This is a genomic window from Bordetella sp. (assembly GCF_051960075.1).
Classification (GTDB): domain Bacteria; phylum Pseudomonadota; class Gammaproteobacteria; order Burkholderiales; family Burkholderiaceae_B; genus Bordetella.
The window spans coordinates 70,087-89,636 of sequence record NZ_JBQCER010000103.1 but is presented as its reverse complement, the minus strand read 5'-3'; the positions used below and the strand labels follow the sequence as shown (position 1 = coordinate 89,636).

Here is a 19,550-nt window from a genome sequence, read left to right as displayed (position 1 = left end):
AGTAAGAATGCAATGTCTCCAATGATCTGCGCTTAAATAGAACAGCGCACAGAGTCCAAGCCATGAAACGCATCTTTCTTTTTATCGTCACCAACCTCGCCGTGGTGCTGGTGCTGTCCATCACGTTGCGCATCCTGGGCGTCGACCGGTTTCTCACGGCACAAGGCCTGAATCTGCCCATGCTGCTGGCCTTCTCGGCCGTGGTCGGCTTCGCCGGCGCGCTGATTTCGCTCTTCATGAGCAAGCCCATGGCAAAATGGAGCACCGGCGCGCAGGTCATCGACCCCAATGCTCCGCGCAGCCAGGCCGAAGCCTGGCTGGTCGGCACCGTGCATCAGCTGGCCGACCGCGCCGGCATCGGCCGGCCCGAGGTCGCCATCTACGCAGGCGCACCCAACGCCTTCGCCACGGGCGCCTTCAAGAACGAAGCGCTGGTGGCCGTATCCACGGGCCTGCTCGAAAGCATGAACGAGGAGGAAGTCACCGCCGTGCTGGGTCACGAGATCGCGCACGTGGCCAACGGCGACATGGTCACGCTCGCCCTGATCCAGGGCGTGGTCAATACCTTCGTGGTGTTCCTGGCCCGCGTGGTGGGTTATGTGGTCGACCGCGCCGTGCTGCGCAACGATCGCGACGAAAACGGCGGCGGCACCGGCATCGGCTATTTCGTCACCGTCATGGTCTGCGAGATCGTGTTCGGCCTGGCGGCTTCGGTCATCGTGGCCTGGTTCTCGCGCCAGCGCGAATTCCGCGCCGACGCCGGCTCGGCGCAACTGCTCGGCTCGAGCCAACCCATGATTCGCGCCCTGTCGCGCCTGGGCGGACTGCAGGCGGGCGAACTGCCCAAATCTTTCGAGTCGTCCGGCATCGCCGGCTCGAATGGCCTGATCGCCCTCTTCGCTTCGCATCCGCCCATCGAGACGCGCATCGCCGCGCTTCAGAAGATGGTTGCCTGATGATAATCTTGCCCGATACCGCAGGATGCGCGCGCATGCCGGATGCGCCGCGCCTGCCCCCATGCCTTCATTACAAGAATCGGGCACATGAAACGGGCACACAAGATTGCGGCATTGGCCATCGTCGTCTCGGCAGCATTGGCGCTGTTGATCATCCAGGCCCTATGGCGGCCCTTCGTATTCCATCACGAACCTGAAAAACCCCAGGTCTACGACGTCCATATCGACATCAACCGGCCCGATGCGGTCATCGACAGCTCGGCCCTGTCGCGCCTGCCGCGGGACATCATCCGGGTGCCCCTGCTGCACACCCTGCTGACCGAAGACTTCGTCGACTACTACCAAACGCATCCCACGCGGCTATCGGCCGAGGGCGCCTTGCGCCGCTTCGCCTTCGAGCACGACTTGGACTGGCGCGACAGCATCGTCAAGCAAATATTCGACGAGCCCGCGCGCGTGCTGCTGTGGCGCTCGCCCGACGGGCGGCTCGGCCGCTGGATGATTTCGATGCGGCGCAACGGTATCGCCAAGCTGGCGCAGGCCATCGGCAACGTAGCCGCGTCGGACTCGCAGCTCTCGCGCATTGCCACGCTGCACGACGACACGCCCGTCTATGCCCTTCGGCTGGCCACCGGCCATACGCTCATCTATGCCGCCAAGGACGACCGGCTGGTCATCATGTCCGAGCCCGGCATGCTGCTGGACAACGCCAACGAGCCGATTCGCGAGCGCGTCAAGGCCGTGACGCGCATGCTGGACGACGGCGCCGACGATGCCCTGCGCAGCTACGGACTGGAGCATGTGCCGCTCGCGACCAACGGCCACCGGCTGGTGGTCTCGGTCAACTATCTTTCTTTCGGCTACCAGGCCTTCTTCATGGGCATCGATGCCTTGCGCTTCGATTTCGCGCCGTCGGCCAATGGCGGCGAGAGCACCTGGAGCACCTCCGCCCTGGTAGTGCCCGAGCATCTGCCGCAAGGCTGGAACAGCGCCGATCTATGGCATGCCCTGCCCGCCAATCCCGCGGCCTGCGCCAGCCTGCCGGTCGACTGGAACGGCGCCGCACCACTGCTGGATAGGCTGGGCGATGCGGGCAAAAAGGTCGCGCCTGTCTTGACCACGGCCCTGGCCGGCCCGGTCGCAGTCTGCTGGTATGCCAAGTCGTCGCTGGTATCGCCGGTGTTCGTGGCCCAGCTCTCGACCGATGCGCAGCACGACCCCAAGCAACAGGAAGCCATCCGGCATGCCTTGGGCGAAGTGCTCTTTCCCCAGATCATCGGCGCTTACGAAGCCAAGGCCGACAGCGACGAAAACTACAGCCGCCTGCCGGTGCAGGCCAGCATCGACGAGGCGGCCGGCGTCGCGTCCTGGATGCGGCCGGTGAGCGCCTTGTCGGGTACGGCCGTCAGTGCCGCCGCGCCTTTTGCCAAGCTGCTTTCCGCGCCGCGCTACTTTCCGGTCACGCTGGCGCTGACGCCGCGCTACGCGATCTTCTCTCCCGATGCGCAATTGGTGGACGACACCCTGGCCGTGCTCGACAAGCGCTATCCCGCGCTGGCCGACACCATCGCCCCGGTCCGGCTGGCGAGCACCATGGTCGTGATCGCGCCGTCGGCCGCGGCGGCCATGGCCGAGCGCGAGGTCACGCTGGCCCTGCCCGCCGACCAGGAACCCATCTTCCGCAACGCCGCGCGCGCTTATCTCTTTCCCAAACTGCATGCCGTGGCCCAGTACCCCACGATTTCGCTGAGCCGCCGCGACGCGCCCCTGCCGTCCAAAGCCGGATGGGTGAGCGTGGACTGGCATAACGAAAGCGGAAGGTGATCATGCGCCGGCGTTTTCTTTCGGCTTGCGCGGCGACCGGCCTGACGACAGGTCTGGCGGGCCTCACGGCGGCGGGGTTGGCAAGCTACGCCGGCCCGGCGCGCGCGCTGCAGGCGCCGCTGCCGACCAACGACGGGGAGCGTCTCTCACCCCGGCAATCCACCTTGTTTCGCGCCTGGTTCACGATCATCGTCGACCAGCAGATTCGGCGCGGGCCGACGCCGCGCTGGACGCAGCGCGACTGCGCGGGGCTGGTGCGATTCGCCGCCGACAACGCCTTGCGCCGGCACAGCGCCGACTGGCTCCGTGCCAACGGCCTGAACGGCCCGACCGACGCCGGCCGCCTGCCGCCGGAGATCGAGCTCGATGCGCGGCAGCGCTCGCTGGCCCAGCGCTGGATGCGCACCGACGGCACGCGCGGCCCCTACGCGTCGGCCATCTCCCTGATCCAGGACAACAGCCGCTTCGTCTCGCGTGACGTCAATCAGGCGCTGCCCGTGGACCTGCTGTTCTACGACCAGGGCGACGACCAACACCTGATGATCTGGCTCGACCGCTATATCGCCTATCACACCGGCACCACCACGCCGACCGACAACGGCCTGCGCGCCGTCTCGGTTGCCGAATTGATGCAATGGCAGGACTCCCGCTGGCGGCCGATCAACGGCAACCCCAATTTCATCGGTCTATTCCGTCTCGAATTCCTCGCGCCATGATGATGAAAACCCTAAAAGACGTCGCTGCACTGCGCGTCTTGCGCATCGCAGCCCTGCTGTTTTCCCTCTGCGCCGCGATCGCGCCCGCACACGGCCAGGACGCGGCCTCGGACAGCGGCGATCAGGATCAGGCGCCCAACCCGACGCTGTTCGAGCCCGACCCGAGCAGCTTCGACAGTACGGTCGTCACCGGCCAGCCCTTTTTTCTGCTGACCGACTCGAGCTTCGGCAGCAATCAGATGGCTCAAGTGCGTCTGGAAGCGCCCGGCGATTCGCGCGACATGCTGTCGGGCTACGGCGGCGCCGACATCGTGGTCTACAAGGTGCCGCACCCGCTGGCCTTTCTGAAGACGCAAAAAAACCTGCACCGCATCGACATCAAGCCCGTCTACCGCGGCGAAGGGCTGTCCAATACCTTCGCTTATCTGTGGAGCCGCTGGATGATGAGCGCGCGGCGGGCCTGGGAGCGCGTATTCTCGTATGAGACGCGCCGCCAGGTCACCAAGGCCAAGCCCGAATTCAAGATGCCCGAGGACGGATATCCGCCGCCGCGCTATGAGCAAACGTCGCGTTTCGCGCGCCTGCCGGGTTATCCCGTCGTCGCGCGCTTTCGCTATCCCATCTGGGATGCCAAGACCATCAAGCCGCCCAAGGGTGTCAAGCTCGAAGGCAGCACCAGCTTCATCGGCCCGCAGGACGGCAAGGTGATGATTCCGGTGGGCAAGCTGCCGCCCGGCCTGTATCTGGTCGAAGCCATCATCGGCGATCACAGTGCGCACACGCTCCTGTTCGTTTCCGACACCGTCGCGGTGATCAAGTCCGCGTCGAACAGCCTCCTGGCTTGGGCGGCGCGGCGCGACAACGGCAGGCCCGTGGCCGGCGCCGAGATCGACTGGACCGACGGCATGGGCGTGCTCCAGAGCGGCAAGACCGGCGCCGACGGCACGCTGGAGCTCACTCACGTCGCGCCCGAGCGCAGCTACGTGCTCGGCCGCGACCCCGAAGGCGGCGTCTTCATCTCGGAGAATTTCTACTACGACAGCGAGATCTACAACACCAAAATCTACGCCGCCACCGACCGGCCGCTTTATCGGCCCGGCGACACGGTGCACGTCAAATTCATCGGCCGCGCCTTCCAGAGCGCCACGCAGTCCACGCCCGCCGCGCCGGCCACGATCAAGCTCGACGTGCTGGATCCCAACGGCTCGCCCATTGCCTCGCAATCGGTGGCATTCACGTCCGCCAGCGGCGGCGACACCCGCTTCACGCTGCCCTCCGAAGCGACAGGCGGCGGCTATACCCTGCGCTTCGACTATCTGGGCGACACCTACGGCGCAGCGTTCCGCGTGGCCCGTTACGTCAAGCCGCATTTCGACGTGAACCTGATGATGGACAAGCCCGAGTACGCCACCGGCCAAGCGCTCAAGGGTCGGATCTCGCTGCGCTATCCGGACGGCAAGCCGGTGAAGAACGGCAAGGTCTCCATCACCCTGCGCGCGCAGAAGGTCACCATGGTCGAAGGCGAGCTGCGCTACGCGGGGCTGTTTCCCATCAAGCTCGACCAGCAGGAGCTGCGCACCGACGACCAAGGCGACGTCGCGCTCGACCTGCCCGCGGCCAAAGAGCCGAGCCGCTATGCATTGACCGTGTTCGCGCAGGACGGCGCTTCGTACCGCGTGCGCGTGACGCGCGAAATCCTCATCGCCCGCGGCGCGACGTCCTACCGCCTGGCCGCGGACAAGTCCTTTTCGGCGCCGGATGAAGACGTGCCTTTCACGCTCACGGCCAATATCAACGGCGCGAACGCGTCGGGCAATCCGCCGGCCACCTGGGAATGGATACGCCTGGAGTCGCAGACCAAGTCCAGCGGCAAGCTGCCCGCCGTGCAAAACGGCAAAACGGCCTTCGACGTGAAGTTCAGCGAGTCCGGTTCGTACATGCTGTCGGTCAAGGACAAAGCCGGCAATCTGCTGGCTGCGGCCAGCCACTGGGTGTCGGGCGCAGGCTTGAAGACCCTGCCCGGCAGCGTCGAGATCGAGCTCGACAAGCCGCGTTATCGCATCGGCGATACCGCCGAAGCCTTGATCACCTTTCCCTATCCGGTGGACGACGCGCTGCTCACGCTGGAACGCGACAAAGTCGAGGCGCGCTCGCTCCTGTCGCACGCCGCCGACTGGCTCTCTCTGCAGCGCATTGCTCCTACGCAGTGGAAAGCGCGCATCAAGGTGGACGAGAAGTTCGCGCCCAACATGACCTTCTCCGTGCTCTATGTGCACGACGGGGTCTATGCCTTCCAGAACGCCGGCATCGTGGTCGAGAAGCCTGCTATCGACATCGCCGTAAAGAGCGACAAGCCCGTCTATGCGCCGGGCGACACCGTCACGCTGGATTTGAGCGACACGTTCAAAGGCCGGCCCCTGCCCGCTCACTTGACCGTGAGCGTGGTGGACGAGATGGTGTACCTGCTGCAGCCCGAGATCGCGCCCGATCTTCCCGAGTTCTTCTATCACGTGCGCCGCAACAACGTGCGCACCACGGCCAGCCTGTCGTTCGTCAGCTACGACCTGGCGACTTCGGCCCTGCGCGGCGCGCCGGGCGGTCCGCAGCGCGGCCAGTACAACGAGCGCGGCGTGAAGGTGCTGGAGCGGCCGCGCCGCGACGACATCGACACGGCCGCCTGGCAGCCCGATCTGGTCACCGACGCCAACGGCCATGCGGTGATGAAATTCCGCATGCCCGACGCCCTGGCGCGGTGGCGCATCACCGTGCGCGCCGTGTCGGACGGCGGCGAGGTGGGACAGCGCACGGCCTACATCCGTTCGGACAAAGCCCTATACCTGAAGTGGTCGGCGCCGGTGGACTTTCGCAGCGGCGACCGACCTGCCGTCGACCTGATTGCCTTCAACCAGGGCAATACCGACGCCAAGGCGCAATGGATCGCCAAGGGTGCGGGCCTGAATGTCGACCAGGCCGTCACGCTCAGGCCGGGGGCCAACTATCTGCGCCTGCCTCGCTCCGCGCTGCAGGCCGGCACGGTCGACTCGGCGCTGTTCATCGGCGGCAAGGAAGTGGATCGCCTGCAGACGCCGATCCGGCTTGCGCCCACGACCTGGCCGCAGGCGCATCAGTTGCAGGTGCCGCTGAACGCGGCGTCGAATCCGCTGAGTTTTGCGCAGACCGATGCGTACGACGTGCGCCTGCGCTTCGTGGCCAGCGACGCCAGCCAGTTTGCGCGCGTGGCCGACGATCTGATCGCCTACCCCTACGGCTGCACAGAACAGACGTCCAGCCGCCTGATTCCGCTTGCGCTGGCGCACGATGCGCTGCTCAAAACCGATCCCGCCGCGTCGGCCTCGCCGGTGGTCGGCAGTCTCGACTCGCGGCTGCGCGACGAGCGGCAGCGGCTCGCGCTGCTGGCGGGCTTTAACGGGACCTTCGGCTGGTGGGGCGATGGCGGCGCCAAGGGCGACGCCTTCCTCACGGCTTATGCCTATTACGCCGACAAGCTCGCGGCCGACAGTCTGGGGGTCTCGCTGCCCGCCTCCAACTGGCAGCGCGCGCTGGACATCTATCGCGATGCGAGCGCGGGCGACCCCTTGCTGCAGCGGGTGCTGACCCTGTGGCTGCTGCAGCAGATGGGCCTGCCCGTGGCCACGCAGCTCACCGGCGTGGCCGAGCAACTTGCGCAGGCCGAACACCCGGCGGGGCCGCCGGCTTCCGGCAAGGCAAGCGAGGCAGCCATTGCCCAGCAGACCGATGCCTTCACCAGCGGCGACAGCCTGATCTTCTCCGCGCCCGATTCCGCACTGGGCCGCGATGCCGCGGTCGTGCTGGCCGCCTACACGGCCCGCACGACCAACGCGGTGCTGCCCACCGGCTTCAAGGACTTGGCCGCCCGCGCCGGCGCCGTATTGGTCGCCAGCAAATTGCCGCTGGCGCAGAGCCTGGCGCTGATGGCTGGCGGTCCCGCGGCGACGGGGCTCAACGCCGGCGAGATCCTGGCGCAGAGCGGCGCGGCGCAGGCCACCATCGACCGCTCGCTCACCCTGCTATGGCTGCGCAACGCGATGAAGCCGCAAGCCGCGGCGCCGCTGCCGCTGCCCACCTCGGCGGGCGGCACGTGGGCCATGACGCTGTCGCCCTCTGGCGCGCCCGACTGGCGCTGGCAGGGCAAAGCTGCACCGCAAACCATCGACCTTGGCAGCCCGCAGCCGAACGCCACGGCCTGGGTTTCGTATCGCAGCGCGATGCCCACGGCCAGCGCCCTGCCGGTCAAGATCGAGCGCGAGCTGTTCCGCCTGGATCCCATCGCACCCAAAACCGATGAAGACAAGCAGGCCACGCGCGGCACCTTCGCCGCGCATCGGGTGGCGCCGGGCGAGGCGCTGGACAGCAATGCGCTCTACGTCGACCAGGTAACGCTGACGCCACAGCGCGACACCGCGCTGCACTACGGGCTGCTCGACGTTCCGCTGCCCCCGGGCGGTTCGGTCGAAGCGACGAGCTGGGGCGTCGGCATCGCCGGCCTGCCCGGCGCGGACAAACCGGACCCGCAGCCCTTCCAACGCGCGGCGAGCTACGAAATGGGCGATCTGAGCTATCACCAGCCCGTGCCGCTGCTGGTCAAGCCCACGATTCTGCGCCAGCTCGTGCGATTCGCGCTGCCCGGCACTTTCCAGTTGCCCCCCGCGCGCTACTTCCGGATGTATCGGCCGCAGGACCAAGCCTACGAAGGCGGCCGCAGCGATCATCTGTCGACGCTGACGATCCAATAAGACGGGACAGGCGATGCGCAAATCATGGACCGCGCGGGAAATGCTGATCGCCTTGGCGATCGCTTGCGCCACGTCCGCAGCCGGCGCAACTCCCCCCACACGATATGCCTGGCTGCGCGACGGCAGCGCATATCTGTGGACGGTCGACGCGCCGCAGGCCGATGCGAGCACGGCTTTGCCGAGCACGCTGCAAACGCCTCTGGGCAGCGTCTGGAAGCTTTTCGTCTATGCCTATCTGGTCGACCGCCATATCGCCGCGCCCGACTACGACTGCGGCGGCGGCAACAAGGAAGAGGTCTACTGTTGCACCGCCGGCGGCAGCATCGACCGCGACCACGCCCTGATCCAGTCCTGCGGCCTGTTCTTCGATCCCGCGCGCTTGCGGCTCGATACGGCGGGCTGGCGCGAGTATTGGCGGGCGCGCAAGGCGCCGGCCTGGTTGGCCGATCTGCGCGGACTGCAACCCGAGCGACGCGTATCGGTCGCCAGCCTGCTTCAGGCCCTGGCCAGCATCCCCGCGCGCACGCGCGACGCGACCGCGGACACGCTGGTTTCGGTGATCACCAGCGGACACGGCCAGGGCGCGGTGACCTACTACGGCGGCCTGCTGCGCGTGAAGACCTGGACCATGCCGACCGCCGCAGGCGGCTACCAGGGCGGCGCGGCCGGTTGGCTTGCCGACGGCACGCCGGTGTGGCTGGGCGGCCCCGGCGGCAGCCGCAACGTGCTCATCAATGCCGCGCCGCGCCTGGCGCCGAGAATTGCGCGTGCGCGCGTTCCCGACGACGAGGCCTGCGTCGCGGTGAATTTCTTCGCGCGCTATGCGATACGCAAGGTGCTGGGGCCGGGAATAGGCGACGACGGAGAGGTCCTCTCGATGCGGCTGCGCGGAAACTACACGGTAGTCTTCGAAAACGGCAATCGCCTGGCGATAAACAGCCGTGGCGAAATGCGGATAACTCCCGACAAAGACGGCCGACCGCAGATCGTCGGGCGCTTCGGCCTGAACGACTATGTGGCGCGCGTCGTGCAGCGCGAGGGCGACACTGTTCAGCCCGAAGCGGCCCGTGCGCTGGCCGTCGTGGCCCGCAGCTATCTGGTGCAGCAGGCGGGCCGCGAACGCGGCTGCTACCTCATCGACGACAGCAGCCGCACGCAGCGCGTACTGCCCCGCAATCCTGGCGCCGCCGCGCGCGCCGCAGCCGATTTCACCGACAGCCTGGTTCTGGCAGGCGCGCCCGTGCAATTCCATCGCGACCAGGCAGCGCCCAACCAGATGAGCTGGCTCGCCGCCAAACAGGCGGCGCGTGGCGGAGCCGCCTTCGACGCCATTCTTGCGGCTACCTGGCCCAAGGCGACGCTCACCTCGTTCATGAGCTCGCTGGCGGGCGATTGCCTATCGGTGGCAGGCGCGGACGACTGGCTGCGCCGCGAAGCGCCGATCTGGGCGCGGCAACTGGCCGGCCGAGCGGGCTACGAAACGCCGCCGCTGCCCGCCGTTTGCGAGGCGAGCTCCGGCCGGCCCTATGCGGACGCAGGCCGCAATCGCGTCTACATCTATCGCCTCGATACGGAAGAAGACCGCATCGCGCTCACACATGAATACCTGCACCTGGCTTTCGAACACCACCCGCGCGGCGTGGACGAAGCTTTCATCGAACACACCGCGCGCCAGCTGATGCGCGGCGGGAACTGAACCATAGGCCTTCGCCATGAAAACCTTTGCCATGATCCTGTGCCTGGCGGCGGCATGTGCCGCGGCCCGCGCCGAAACCGTCACGTTCGACGCGCCGCTGAACGGCTGGCGCAACAGCGCGGGCGACTCGGCACGCTACACGCAGGCAGTGCACTACCCCGCATCGGTGGTCAACACGCCGCAGGACCAGTCGCGCCTGGCCATGATTGCCGGCAGCATCAAGGCCAACCCGAAAAAAAAGCCGGCCGTCTCGGTCGGCACGTTGGTCGTCAACGGCATCGCCATGCCGCAGCGCATTGAAGAAGACGGCCGTTTCTCGCGCCCCTATGCCTTCGATTCAGGCAGCAACGGCGTCGAGCTGATCACGCCGGACGGCACGCACAAGCGCGTCCAGTTCTACGACGCCTATGCGGGCAAGACCAAACCGCGCCTGCGTGTAGTGCTGGGCTGGGACACCGACAACACCGACCTGGACCTGCACATCATCTCGCCCGACGGTAAGCACACTTTCTACGGCGATCGCGTGTCGGCCAACGGCGGCGCGCTGGACGTCGACGTGACCACGGGATTCGGCCCCGAGATCTACTCGAACCCGACGCCCGAAGCAGGAACCTATCTGATCTACGTGAATTATTTCGCCGACAACGGCAACACCGATAAATTCCTGACCGTCGCGCAAATCAACATCATCACCAACGAAGGCACGCCGAATGAAAAAATCGAGACATTCACCGTGCCTATGCGCAGGCCGGGAGAAACCGTGCTGGTCAAGCGCTTCGTGATGGGGAATTGAATCAAAGACCCGTCTTGCCGGCCGTCAGCATCAGGCGCACGCCCAGCGCAGCGATGACGCCGGCCGAAAGGCGGTCGATCCAGGCCTTGGCCCGAAGGTAGACGCCGCGAGGGCGCTGGCTGGAGAAGCATAGGGCCACCACGGTATACCACCCGGCTTCTACCGCGAACACGACGACAGGCAAGGCTACATAGCACCAGGTTGCCGGATGCGGCGGCAACAGCGACACGAAGACGCTGCCGTAGACGATGGCCGTTTTGGGGTTGCTGAGCTGCGTGGCCAGACCGACCCAGAAGGCCGGCTTCGTACCGGCCTTTTGCGCCGGGCCGACCGAATCGAAAGCCAGCGGCCTGCGTGCGCCACGCCATATCTTCGAGGCCAGATAGAGCAGGTAGAGACCGCCGCCGATCTTCAAGGCAGCATAGAGCCAGGAAACCATGGCCAAAACAGTGTAGAGCCCCGCCAGAGCCAACCCGCTGAACACCACGCCGCCCACGCCCATGCCCAGAGCCGTTGCCATGCCGTCGTGTCGCGAGACCCCGACGGAGGTGCGGGCGCCCAGCACGAAACTGGGACCCGGGCTCATGGCGCCCAGGCACAGGGCGCCGGTAATGCTCAAGACTGCGATCAGGGTGCTCATCGGTTTTTTCCTGTTTGCACAGACTGTCCGGATTTGATTTCGCCCTGCCGCGTCATCGCGTCGCCTCGCCACGCATCTGCGCGGCCAGTTGTGCATAGCGGCCGGCCTCGCCTTTTCTACCCATGCCCTCATACAGCACTGCCAGATTATGCGCGGCAAGAAAACTGCCGCGCCCGACGACGCTGCCTTCCAGATCGGGGCACTCGCCAATGGCCAGGCAGCGCAGCCAAGCCTGCTCAACCATGGGCAGGGATTCCGCGCAAGCCGTCTGCGGATGCGCGATGGCCCGGTCCAGAAACAGATTGCCCACCGTGAAGAAAAAGTCGGGCGAATGGCGCCAGCGCTCCATCATGTCTCCAGCCAGGACCACCGCATCGTCCAGACGACCCGATTTACCCAGACTGTAGAGCAGTCGCACGTGCAGATCGTGCGCGTAGTGGGCATCCGCGGGACAGGCCGCGCCGGCCTCGAGGTAATAGTCGCAGGCCTGCGCCAGTTCCTCGAATACCTCGCAGTCCTTGCCCAACTGATAAAGGAGGTAGGGATTGCCGGGCTGCGCCTGAAGCTCCTGCAGCAGCAGGGAACGGTTGCGCCCGCGCTTGGCCTGCATGGCTTCGGGCTGATAGCCCGAGTGCCCCACGACCAGGGGCAGACGCTGTCTTGCCAGATCGGACACGACCTGCTCATGCACGCGCCCTTGATAGCGCACTCCGCGCGGGATGAGACGGGTAAGCCAGGAGCCGGCCTGCTGCACGCGGCCGCCCTGCGTAAAGTCACTTCTGACAAGAACTGCGCCAAGCTTGGGTTCGCAAGCCTGTACCGCCTGCGCCAACGACTCGCCTCCGCTTTCCAGCCACTCGTCGGCGTCGAGAAAGAGGCTCCATTGAGCGTCGGCCAATTCGAGCGCGCGGTTGCGAGCCCAGGCGAAATCGTCGCGCCACGCGTCCTGGTGCACTTGGGCGCCGCACGACCGCGCGATCTGCACGGTGTCGTCGACGGAACCGGTGTCGAGCACCACCATGCGGCGGACGTAGGGACGCGCGCTCTGGAGGCAGCGGGCGATGCCTCGCGCCTCGTTCCTGGCGATGACCAGCAGCGCCAGGTCCACGGGAGCCGTCATCGCCTGCCTCGCTTCAATCCAGCGTGAGCACCGTGGCGCCCGTCGTCTTGCGCGCCGCCAGAGCGGTCTGCGCCTCGCCGGCGCGCGCCAAGGGGTAGCGCTGTGAAATCGCGATCTTGATCTTCTTCTTCGAGACCAGATCGAACAGTTCGTCAGAGGCGGCCTTGAGCTTTTCAGGCGTGTTGATGTGCGTACCCAGCGTGGGGCGCGTCACGTACAGGCTGCCCTTTTGACTGAGAATGCCCAGGTTGACGCCGGTGACGGGGCCCGAGGCATTGCCGAAGCTCACCATCAGGCCACGCGGCTCGATGCAGTCCAGCGAGGCTTCCCAGGTGTCCTTGCCCACGCTGTCGTAAACCACCGGCACTTTCTTGCCACCCGTCAGATCCATTACGCGTTCGACAATGTTCTCGCGCGAGTAGTCGATGATCTTCCAGGCGCCATGCTTCAAGGCCAGCTCGGCCTTTTCAGGGCTGGACACCGTGCCGATAAGCTTGACGCCCAGAGCCTTGGCCCATTGACAGGCGATCAGGCCCACGCCGCCGGCAGCCGCGTGAAACAGGATGGTCTCTCCGCCCTGCAGGCGGTAGGTCTGGCGAAACAGGTATTGCACCGTCAGGCCCTTGAGCATCATGGCGGCCGCTTCGTCGAAGGCGATATTCTTGGGCAGCTTGACCAGCACGGCGGCCGGCACGTTGCGCACCTCGGCATAGGCGCCCAGCGGGCTCTGCGCATAGGCCACGCGGTCGCCCACCTTGAGATGCTTGACGCCGGAACCCACCGCCTCGACCACGCCGGCGCCCTCGTTGCCCAGACCGTGCGGCAGCGGATGCGGATACAGGCCGGTGCGGTAGTAGATATCGATGAAGTTCAGGCCCACGGCATGCTGCCGGACGGTGACCTCGTTGGCCGCCGGCGGCGCCAGCTCGACGTCGACGAGCTTGAGCACTTCGGGGCCGCCGTGCTGTTCGATCTGGATTGCCTTGACTGTGCGGGCCATGCGGGTCTCCTTCGCCATGTCGGCGCTGCGATTCGTGCGATGATTTTAGCTTTGGCGCGCCGACCGCGGCGCACCGGCACATTTTCCCTTTTTCGGCATGTCCCGCCCCAATTCCCCTACTGCCCTCCCGCCCATCTCACATGGCCGCGCGCTTTTCTATGTGCACATCGTCGCCCTGTTCTTCGGCATCGTCGGGGTAATCGGCCACCTGATCACGGCCGGCGCGCCGGCCATCACGCTGGGGCGCGCGCTGTGCGCGGTCCTGACCCTGATCTGCGTCGGCCGGCTGCAGCGCCGCCCCATCCTCGGCGTGCTCACGCCCGCGCAGATTTTCGTGCTGATCGTCACGGGGTGCCTGCTTGCCGCCCATTGGGTCACGTTCTTCCAGGGCGTCAAAACGGGGGGTATCGCCGTGGCCACGCTGGGTTTCGCCAGCTTCCCGGCCTTTACCATCCTGCTCGAAGCCGTGCTGCTGCGCGAGCACACCCGCAAGGCGGAGTGGCTGACGGTGGCGCTGGTGACGCTGGGCCTGATCCTGGTGACACCCGCCTTCAATCTTGCCGACCAGGGCACCATCGGCCTGGGCTGGGGCGTGCTCTCGGGTCTGTGTTTCGCCTTGCTGGCGCTGAGCAACCGCCGCGGCACCGTGAGTATGGATCCCATCCAGGTCGCCTGCTGGCAGAACGTGGTGGTCACCCTGGTCATGCTGCCGGCCGCCGCCGGCCAACTGATGGGCACCTCGGCGTGGGACTGGTTCTGGCTGGCCATGCTGGGCGTGTTCTGCACCGGCCTGGCGCACTTTCTCTTCATTTCCAGCCTGGCGGGAATCAAGGCCAGCACAGCCGGCACCGTCATCGCGCTCGAACCGGTCTACGGCATCGCTTTTGCCTGGGCCCTGTTCGGCCAGGAACCCACGCCGCGCATGCTGATCGGCGGCGCCATCGTCATCGCCGCCATCGTCTGGTCGGGACTGCGGCGCTCCCAGGTCGGGTTGCCCCCCGGCCCAAAAAAAAGCAAGACAAAGCAAATAGTGCCTTGACAGTATTTGCATAGTCAATTAAATTGGCATTCATCATGAATGCCTCAAGTCCCTCCAACGACGATACCCGCCCGTATTACCGCGGCGGCAAAAGCTGTATCGTTCAAGATAACGTCGGGTTCCTGGTCAAACTGGTGAACCTGTCGATGAACCGCGCGCTCGACCAGGAAATGGCCGCGCTCGACCTGACCGCCATGCAGTGGCGGCCCATGATCACCGTATACAGGGGTGTGGCCGACACGCCCGCCGAACTGGCCCGCCTGGCCGGCGTCGACACCAGCGCCATGACCCGCACGCTGGACCGTCTTGAAGCCAAAGGCCTGGTGCGCCGCACCCGCAGCCATGAAGACCGCCGCATCATCAAGATCGAATTGACCGACACCGGCAAGGAAATGGGCCGGCAGATTCCGCCCTGCGTGGACAGAGTGCTCAACCAGCACTTGCGCGGGTTCTCCGCCGACGAAGTGGCGCAGCTGCGCCATATGTTGCATCGCATGCTGGCCAACGGCTCCTTCGACCTGCCCATCGGCACGGGGCAGTCCGAATAAGCCCGGTCTGATCAGCCTTCCCGCATGAACCTCAGCGCCGGTTGCTGTGAAAATTTGTCGCAAAAATAACTGTCTAGTCAAATATAAATAGCCATATAAATCGCCTTTGAAGCAGAGCTAGCATGAAACGCCTACTCCTTACCGCCCTCGCCCTGACCCTGAGCGGCTGCGCCCTGATGGAGCCTTCCGCTCCGCCGGCGGCCCAGCTCGACGGCACCAAACTGGGCCTGGCCGATCAATCGACGGCCTGGCCCGACTCGCAGTGGTGGCGCCGCTACGGCGATCCGCAGCTGGATCAACTGGTCGGCGAAGCCCTGACCGGCAGCCCCACGATGACCGCCGCCCAGGCCCGCCTGGCTCAGGCCAACGCCTCGGTCGGCCGCGCCCGCGCGCCGCTCATGCCGCGTCTGGATGCCAACTACACGCTCGATCGCACGCACTTCCCCAATGGCTATATCTATCCGCCCCCGTACGGCGGCAATGATTTCAGCGACAACCGCCTGACGCTGAATTTCAGCTACGAGCTCGACTTCTGGGGCAAGAACCGCAACCTGCTCAAGGCCGCCGTCTCTCAGCGCGACGCCGCGGCAGCCGACGCCCAGGCCGCACGCAACTTGCTGGCCCACGCCGTGGTCCAAAGCTATCTGAACCTGCAGAATGCGCTGGCCCAGCGCGATGTGCTCGAGCAGATCGCCAAGCAGCGCGAAGAGCTCTATAAACTGACGCTGAGCCGCCAGAAAGCCGGCCTGGATACGCAAGTCGAGGTAAAGCAGTCCGAATCCGCGTTCGCCTCGGTCAAGGTAGACCTGACCCAGGAAGACACCACCATCGCCCAGCTGCGCAATCAGATCGCCGCGCTGGTGGGCGACGGCCCGCAACGCGGCAAGACCATCACGCAGGCGAAACTCACCGCGCCGGCCGGCGTGCTGCCCAAGTCGGTGCCGCTGGCCCTGCTGGGGCGCCGCCCCGACGTGGTCGCCGCGCGCTGGCGCGCCGAGGCCGCTCGCAGCCAGATCAAAGTCGCCAAGGCCGCCTTCTATCCCGACGTGAACCTGGTGGCCTTCGCCGGTTATCAGGCTCTGGGGCCGCTGAGCACGATGTTCAGCGAGGGCAAGACCTACGGCTTCGGCCCGGCCATCACGCTGCCCATCTTTCATGGCGGCGAATTGAACGCGCAACTTGCCGGCCGCCGCGCCGAGGCCGATTCGGCCGTGGCCGACTACAACAACACGGTGCTCGACGCCGTGCGCCAGACGGCCGACGCCATCGACGCCCTGCGCCTGATCCAGCAGGAAAAGCAGGAAGAGCACCAGGCTCGCTCTGCCATCGACGACGCCTACCAGCTCGCGGTGCAGCGCTACAAATCGGGTCTGGGCAATTATCTCTCCGTGCTCACCGCGCAGAATAGCGTGCTGGCCGAAGACCGCCGCGACACCGACCTGCGCATCCGCGCCTATCAGCTCGACGCCGACCTGGCCTACGCGCTGGGAGGCGGCTATCTGGATCCGAGCCAGGCCAAGCCGGCCCAGGCCGACAGCCAGGCCAGCGACCAGACCGGCAAGACTTCCGACTGAATACCACTCCACTACAAGACGCCATCATGAGTGCTACGCCAACTCCCCTGCCCAATCCCAAACGCACCCGCCTGCTGGTCTCGGCGGCCGTCGTGTTCGTCCTGCTCGGCATCGTCTACGCCGGGTGGTGGTTCCTGTACGGTTCGCATTTCGAAGACACCGACGACGCTTACGTCCACGGCAATCTGGTGCAGATCACGCCGCAGATCGCCGGCACCGTGGTCGCCATCGACACCGACGACACCCGCGAGGTCAAAGCGGGCCAGCCCCTGGTCCGCATCGACCCGTCCGATGCCGATGTGGCGCTCGCCAAGGCCGAAGCCCAGCTCGCGCAGACCGTGCGCCAGGTGCGCACGCGCTACGTGCAGAACGACGCCCTGAACGCGCAGATCGAAATGCGCAAAGCCGAGATCGTCCGCGCTCAGGCAGATCTGGCTCGCGCCCAGAGCGATTTCAAGCGCCGTCAAGCCCTGTCCGGTTCGGGCGGCGTGAGCGGCGAAGAACTGCTGCACGCCGACGTGGCCGTCAAGACGGCGGCCTCGAATCTGGCGCAGGCCAAGGCCGCATTGGCGGCCGCGCAGGCCCAGCTGGAAACCAATCTGGCCCTGACCCACGGCACCACCATCGAGCAACATCCCGATGTGCGCGCCGCCGCCGCCGCCGTGCGTGCCGCCTGGCTGGACAAGTCGCGTACCGTGCTGCCCGCGCCTGTCGATGGCTTGGTCGCGCGACGCAGCGTGCAGGTCGGCCAGCGCGTGGCCCCCGGCTCGGTGCTGATGAACGTGGTGCCGTTGAACCAGGTCTGGGTCGAGGCCAACTTCAAGGAAGGCCAGCTGCGCAAGATGAAAATCGGCCAGCCCGCCACGCTCAAGTCCGATCTGTACGGCGGTTCGGTGACCTACCACGGCATCGTAATCGGCGTGGACGCCGGCACGGGCAGCGCCTTTGCCCTGTTGCCTGCGCAGAACGCCACCGGCAACTGGATCAAGGTCGTGCAGCGCGTCCCCGTGCGCGTGGCCATCGACCCGCAAGAGCTGAAGCAGCATCCGCTGCGCGTGGGTCTGTCGATGGATGTCGAGGTCGACACCGCCGCCAGCGGCGACGCGGCCAAGGCGGCCAAGAGCCAAATCGCGCTGAGCACGCCCGTCTTCGACGAATCGCACGCCAAGGCCGACGCGCTGATCGCCAGCATCATCAAGGCCAACCTGCAATAAGGTCCGCACAGCCATGAGCGACACTCAAGACCGCACCCCGGCCGCGCCAGCCGCAAAGCCGGCCGGGACGCCGCCGGCACCCAAGGTTTATCCGCCGCTGGAAGGCGGCAAGCGCATCCTGGGGGCGGTCGCGCTCTCGACCGCGGTGTTCATGAACGTGCTCGACACGTCGATCGCCAATGTGTCGATCCCGACGATTTCGGGCAACCTGGGCGTGAGCACCAGCCAGGGCACCTGGGTCATCACGTCTTTTGCGGTGGCCAATGCCATCACCGTGCCGCTGACCGGCTGGCTCACCCAGCGTTTCGGTCAGGTACGGCTGTTCCTGCTCTCCACGCTGCTCTTCGTGCTGGCGTCGTGGCTGTGCGGCTTCTCGCCCACATTCGGGGCGCTGGTGGCTTTCCGCGTGCTCCAGGGCGCCGTGGCCGGCCCCATGATCCCGCTGTCGCAAACGCTGATGCTGGGCAGCTTCCCCAAGGAAAAATCCGGCATGGCGCTGGCCATCTGGGCCATGACCACGCTGGTCGCGCCCGTGGCCGGGCCGCTCCTGGGGGGATGGATCTCCGACAACTACACCTGGCCCTGGATCTTCTACATCAACGTGCCGGTGGGCCTGATCGCCGCCTGGATCAGCTGGAGCATCTACAAGGACCGGGAATCCGTCACGCACAAGCTGCCCATCGACAAGATAGGCCTGGCCTTGCTGGTGGTCTGGGTGGGGTCGTTGCAGATCATGCTGGACAAAGGCAAGGAACTGGGCTGGTTCGGGAGCACGACCATCGTCGTCCTGGCCGTGCTTGTCGTCATCGCCTTCGTGTTCTTCATCATCTGGGAACTCACCGACAATCATCCGGTCGTGGATCTGCGATTGTTCAAGATCCGCAACTTCACGGTCGGCGCGGCTACCCTGGCCGTCGCCTACGGCGTGTTTTTCGGAACGGTCGTCCTGCTGCCGCTGTGGCTGCAGACCTATATGGGCTATACCGCCACCTACGCCGGCGTGGTGACCGCGCCCGTGGGCATCCTGGCCATCATTCTCACGCCCGTGGTCGGCAAATTGCTGACCCGCTTCGATCCGCGCGCCATCGTCACAGTGTCGTTTATAATATTCGCCACGGTTTCGTGGATGCGGGCGGGTTTCAATACCGAAACCAATGTGGCCACGCTGGTGATTCCCACCATCATCCAGGGCGCGGCCATGGCCGGCTTCTTCGTGCCGCTGACGTCGATCACGTTGTCGCAGATCGAGCCGTGGCGCATCCCTGCCGCCGCGGGCCTGTCGAACTTCGCGCGGCTGCTGGCCGGGGGCTTCGGCACCTCGATCATCACCACGCTCTGGGACAACCGGGCCACGATGCATCATGCCCAACTTACCGAGATCGCCAAGCCGGGACAGCAGGCCTTCGATCACGCCATGGGTGTGCTGCAGCATGACGGATTCAGCCAGGGGCAGTCGCTGGGGCTGCTCAACAACCTCATCAACGTACAGGCCTTCACCATGTCGGCGGTCGACCTGTTCTTCGGCTCGGCAGTGATCTTCCTGCTGCTTACGGGAATGGTCTGGTTTTCCAAGAACCGCAAGCAAAGCCAGGGCAGCGGCGGCGCGGCCGAAGCGGCGGCCGGCGCGCACTGATCGAAACCCGGCGCGCCGAAGC

14 protein-coding genes are annotated in these 19,550 nt (G+C 66.0%); 11 read left to right on the top strand and 3 right to left on the bottom strand.

What is annotated here, in order from left to right; translation table 11 throughout:
- Positions 1-62: 62 nt before the first annotated feature.
- The 6 genes from htpX (at position 63) to ACTHJ1_RS18690 (ending at position 10,760) form a co-directional block, all read left to right on the top strand.
- Positions 63-956, top strand: coding sequence for a protease HtpX (gene htpX / locus ACTHJ1_RS18715; RefSeq protein ID WP_440195812.1), 894 nt, complete (start codon positions 63-65; stop codon positions 954-956).
- 87 nt (positions 957-1,043) lie between these two features.
- Positions 1,044-2,780, top strand: a complete 1,737-nt coding sequence (locus ACTHJ1_RS18710) for a DUF2138 family protein (protein WP_440195809.1) — start codon at positions 1,044-1,046, stop codon at positions 2,778-2,780.
- A 2-nt stretch (positions 2,781-2,782) separates the two neighbouring features.
- Positions 2,783-3,496, top strand: a complete 714-nt coding sequence (locus ACTHJ1_RS18705) for a DUF1175 domain-containing protein (RefSeq protein ID WP_440195806.1) — start codon at positions 2,783-2,785, stop codon at positions 3,494-3,496.
- Positions 3,493-8,271 carry an alpha-2-macroglobulin family protein gene (locus ACTHJ1_RS18700; protein ID WP_440195803.1) on the top strand — a complete coding sequence of 1,593 codons (4,779 nt, stop codon included), beginning with the start codon at positions 3,493-3,495 and terminating at the stop codon, positions 8,269-8,271. The genes ACTHJ1_RS18705 and ACTHJ1_RS18700 overlap by 4 nt, the downstream gene beginning before the upstream one ends.
- A gap of 13 nt (positions 8,272-8,284) precedes the next feature.
- Complete coding sequence (locus ACTHJ1_RS18695) at positions 8,285-9,967, top strand: DUF2300 domain-containing protein (RefSeq protein ID WP_440195800.1); 1,683 nt, start codon at positions 8,285-8,287, stop codon at positions 9,965-9,967.
- A 16-nt stretch (positions 9,968-9,983) separates the two neighbouring features.
- On the top strand, positions 9,984-10,760 hold the full coding sequence (locus ACTHJ1_RS18690) for a YfaP family protein (protein WP_440195797.1): 777 nt from the start codon (positions 9,984-9,986) through the stop codon (positions 10,758-10,760).
- Between the two features lies 1 nt (position 10,761).
- Here ACTHJ1_RS18690 and ACTHJ1_RS18685 read toward each other — a convergent pair whose 3' ends face one another.
- The 3 genes from ACTHJ1_RS18685 to ACTHJ1_RS18675 are packed head-to-tail and all read right to left on the bottom strand — an operon-like array spanning position 10,762 to position 13,520.
- A complete protein-coding gene (locus ACTHJ1_RS18685) occupies positions 10,762-11,400 on the bottom strand; it encodes a LysE family translocator (protein ID WP_440195794.1) in 639 nt (212 codons plus the stop codon).
- A gap of 52 nt (positions 11,401-11,452) precedes the next feature.
- Positions 11,453-12,520 (bottom strand): glycosyltransferase family 2 protein, encoded by a 1,068-nt coding sequence (locus ACTHJ1_RS18680; RefSeq protein ID WP_440195791.1) that lies wholly within the window; start codon positions 12,518-12,520, stop codon positions 11,453-11,455.
- Positions 12,521-12,533: 13 nt separating this feature from the next.
- Positions 12,534-13,520 (bottom strand): quinone oxidoreductase family protein, encoded by a 987-nt coding sequence (locus ACTHJ1_RS18675; protein ID WP_440195788.1) that lies wholly within the window; start codon positions 13,518-13,520, stop codon positions 12,534-12,536.
- Positions 13,521-13,617: 97 nt separating this feature from the next.
- Here ACTHJ1_RS18675 and ACTHJ1_RS18670 point away from each other — a divergent pair, with 97 nt between their 5' ends.
- The 5 genes from ACTHJ1_RS18670 (at position 13,618) to ACTHJ1_RS18650 (ending at position 19,528) form a co-directional block, all read left to right on the top strand.
- The gene (locus ACTHJ1_RS18670) at positions 13,618-14,559 is read left to right on the top strand and encodes a DMT family transporter (RefSeq protein WP_440195785.1); all 942 of its coding nucleotides are present in this window, start codon (positions 13,618-13,620) and stop codon (positions 14,557-14,559) included.
- A 35-nt stretch (positions 14,560-14,594) separates the two neighbouring features.
- Positions 14,595-15,107, top strand: coding sequence for a MarR family winged helix-turn-helix transcriptional regulator (locus ACTHJ1_RS18665; RefSeq protein WP_440195782.1), 513 nt, complete (start codon positions 14,595-14,597; stop codon positions 15,105-15,107).
- Between the two features lie 122 nt (positions 15,108-15,229).
- The gene (locus ACTHJ1_RS18660) at positions 15,230-16,681 is read left to right on the top strand and encodes an efflux transporter outer membrane subunit (protein WP_440195779.1); all 1,452 of its coding nucleotides are present in this window, start codon (positions 15,230-15,232) and stop codon (positions 16,679-16,681) included.
- 26 nt (positions 16,682-16,707) lie between these two features.
- Positions 16,708-17,895 carry an HlyD family secretion protein gene (locus ACTHJ1_RS18655; protein WP_440195776.1) on the top strand — a complete coding sequence of 396 codons (1,188 nt, stop codon included), beginning with the start codon at positions 16,708-16,710 and terminating at the stop codon, positions 17,893-17,895.
- A 13-nt stretch (positions 17,896-17,908) separates the two neighbouring features.
- Positions 17,909-19,528, top strand: a complete 1,620-nt coding sequence (locus ACTHJ1_RS18650) for a DHA2 family efflux MFS transporter permease subunit (RefSeq protein WP_440195773.1) — start codon at positions 17,909-17,911, stop codon at positions 19,526-19,528.
- Positions 19,529-19,550: the final 22 nt, after the last annotated feature.